The following is a 2,963-nucleotide window of genomic DNA, read 5'->3' on the forward strand; positions in this document are numbered from 1 at the left end:
TAAATCCTTATCTGGCAAGAGACTTAATTGATTAGTTCGCTCTAGAGCAAAAACAATTGACAAAAATCGCTAAATGCCTTTCTCTATAAGGGTTCCATCCCTTATAACCCCCGTCCATTGCATAACACAAACCGAAGAGCCAGGAATTTTTACCAATTTTACAATCTTTTGACGAAATTACTATAGATAAAGATATTCCTTTAATCTCTAAGGAAGACTTGTTAGAACTAATCGAGCAAATCGAGGTAAATAAAGGCAAAAAAGAGCCAAGACTAGCGAGTTTATATGCCAGTTTAGCTAAGATTTATAACCATCGTTTATTAAATCTGCCATTGTCAGATTATCGTCAGGAACTTCTGCTTGCGATCGAGTATTATCAAAAAGCGATCGATTTACAAAAAGAGTTAAATCTAGAACTTGATTTAGTTGCGAGTCTCGACTCATTAGCCAGTATTTACTATTCCCTAGGAGAATACCAAAAAGCGATCGAGTTTTATCAACAGTCTTTAGCAATCACACGGAAAATCGATGATCGAGGGGGTGAAGCGTCTTCCTACAATAATTTAGGCAGTGTTTACTATTCCCTAGGAGAATACCAAAAAGCGAGCGAGTTTCATCAACAATCCTTAGCAATCAAACGGGAAATCTCTGATATAACAGGAGAAGCTTATTCCTATCTAGGTTTGGGGAATGTTTACGGTTCCCTAGGAGAATACCAAAAAGCGAGCGAGTTTTATCAAAAGTCCTTAGAAATCTTTCAGGAAATGGAGTATATCATAGGAGAACCAAAGACTCTGTTTAATCTGGGACTTACCTACTATAAACTCGATCGTATATCGGAAGCGAAAGAAGCATATCTTCAAGCGCGGAAATTATTTCAAGCATTGGGGTTAGCAGGATATGTTCAATATTGTGATCAGGCAATTCGGCAATTATAATTACCCAGTCGCAATCGAGTAAAAATTTGTTGCTTACCCCTTGACTTTTGCTTGTTTTAATGATAGGAATTACTGGACTTGATTGCTTATCTCACCCGATTTTAAGCCAAAAATCCTTAAAAAACGCTATAACGTTCCTCTAACCAGGGATCACCTCGTCGATGGTAGCCATTACGTTCCCAGAAACCCGATTGCTCTCGATCGAGAAATTCTAAGCCATTAATCCATTTAGAACTTTTCCAAGCGTAGAGATGGGGAACAACTAAGCGCAGCGGACCACCGTGGTCGGGGGGTAAAGGTTGACCAAACAGTTGAAAAGCGAAAAAATTATCCTCGTGCAGGAACTCCTCTAGGGTCAGGTTAGTGGTATAACCGCCATAACAGTGTTGCATGACGTGGGTAGCTTCCGGCAGCAGGTCAATTAAGGTCATAAAATCCGATACCTTAACTCCCGTCCAAGTCACATCTAATTTTGACCAACGGGTGACACAGTGAAAATCCTTGGTAAACTCCGACTGCGGTAGGGCCATAAAATCCGACCAGTTAAAAGTTTTAGTCGTGGCCACCTTTCCCCAAACCTTGAATAACCAGTTCTCGGTCTTGATTTGGGGAGTATCCCCGTAGGTAAGCACAGGAAAACCACTAGCGAGATATTGGCCCGGAGGAACTCGGTCTTTATCGGGAGATGCTGGTTTTTTAAAGAATTTGCCTAACATTATTTGAGACTCGCGACGAAAATTTTCAACAAATCTTAAAATATTAGGGAGCGAAAAGGTCTTCTATACCTCACTCCCCACCATCAAGTTATTCCTCGTCTTCCCCTTCTTCTTCCTCTTTAGTGGGATAGACAAAGCTGTTAGAACGACCAGAAAGGACAGATTTACCCAAAGATAAGGCTTTTTGCGCTTCCCGCTCCGCTTGCTTTCTCCAGTGCGCTCTCCGTTGGTCGCGCTTGGCATTTGAGGTTTTCTTCTTGGGACAAGCCATAGTATTTTAACGATAGTTATAGACTCACAACCTTTCTATTCTACTCCCTATTTCCCTAATCGGCTCGCTCACTTGTCTGATTCCCTTGCTCACTACTGCCCAAAATATTGATAAAACTTAATAATTATCATTGGCTTACCTATTTATGTTTAAAATCCTATATAGCTATGTAGTCAAGTAATTTCCATCATGGTAACTACCGTCGAACCCCCCTCCCAGAAAAAAGCTGTTCTACGCGAAACTATCCTCACTCCTCGTTTCTATACCACCGATTTTGAGGCTGCCGCTAATTTTGACCTTTCTGTGCAAGAAACCGAAATCAAAGCGATGTTAGAGGAGATGCGGACCGATTATAACCGGCATCACTTTGAACGTCAGCAAGGATTTGAGAACTATCAAGATAATCTCGATGAAAAAACGAGAAATGCTTTTATAGATTATCTAGAACGCTCCTGTATCTCCGAATTTTCCGGCTTTTTGTTATTTAAGGAACTGTCTCGACAACTAAAAAGCCGTAATCCCTTGTTAGGGGAGATATTTCATCTTATGGCTAGAGATGAGGCGCGCCATGCAGGATTTCTCAATAAAGCCATGGCTGACTTTAATATTTCCCTCGATCTAGCCAAAATTACCAAAACCCGTACCTACACCTTTTTCCCCCTTGAATGGGTTCTCTATACAGTCTATCTCTCCGAAAAAATCGGTTATTGGCGTTATATTCTCATTTATCGTCATTTAGAAGAACATCCCCAGTATAAATTTAATCCTCTCTTTAATTACTTCGAGAGTTGGTGTCAGGACGAAAATCGCCACGGAGATATCTTTAAAACCTTGCTGCGCGCTAAACCGCAATTGTGGAATAATTGGCGATCGAGATTATGGAGTCGTTTTTTCCTGCTTTCCGTCTTTGCTACCCATAGTTTAACTGTACGGGAACGCTCAGACTTTTATGATGCTTTAGGAATGGATGCGATCGCTTTTGACCAAGAAGTAATTCGTCAGACTAATAATACCTCCGCTCGCGCTTTTCCCACCATT

General features: G+C 40.9%; 3 protein-coding genes and 1 pseudogene. 2 read left to right on the forward strand and 2 right to left on the reverse strand.

All coding sequences use genetic code 11. The features are described 5' to 3' along the window. Positions 1–140: 140 nt before the first annotated feature. Positions 141–938 (forward strand): annotated as a pseudogene (locus tag O9324_RS26700) (tetratricopeptide repeat protein); the annotation flags it as partial. Between the two features lie 116 nt (positions 939–1,054). Here O9324_RS26700 and O9324_RS26705 read toward each other — a convergent pair. Together O9324_RS26705 and rpmF are read right to left on the reverse strand one after the other, a co-directional pair. Then, on the reverse strand, positions 1,055–1,654 hold the full coding sequence (locus tag O9324_RS26705; RefSeq protein WP_288141785.1) for a sulfite oxidase-like oxidoreductase: 600 nt from the start codon (positions 1,652–1,654) through the stop codon (positions 1,055–1,057). An 88-nt stretch (positions 1,655–1,742) separates the two neighbouring features. Next, positions 1,743–1,925 (reverse strand): 50S ribosomal protein L32, encoded by a 183-nt coding sequence (rpmF, locus tag O9324_RS26710; protein WP_004161392.1) that lies wholly within the window; start codon positions 1,923–1,925, stop codon positions 1,743–1,745. Positions 1,926–2,114: 189 nt separating this feature from the next. Between rpmF and acsF the strand changes: the two genes are divergently transcribed. Further along, on the forward strand, positions 2,115–2,963 hold an 849-nt coding region (gene acsF, locus O9324_RS26715), incomplete at its 3' end, for a magnesium-protoporphyrin IX monomethyl ester (oxidative) cyclase (RefSeq protein ID WP_288141786.1).

The organism is Microcystis sp. LE19-84.1B (assembly GCF_027531875.1).
In the GTDB taxonomy this organism is placed as follows: Bacteria; Cyanobacteriota; Cyanobacteriia; order Cyanobacteriales; family Microcystaceae; genus Microcystis; species Microcystis panniformis.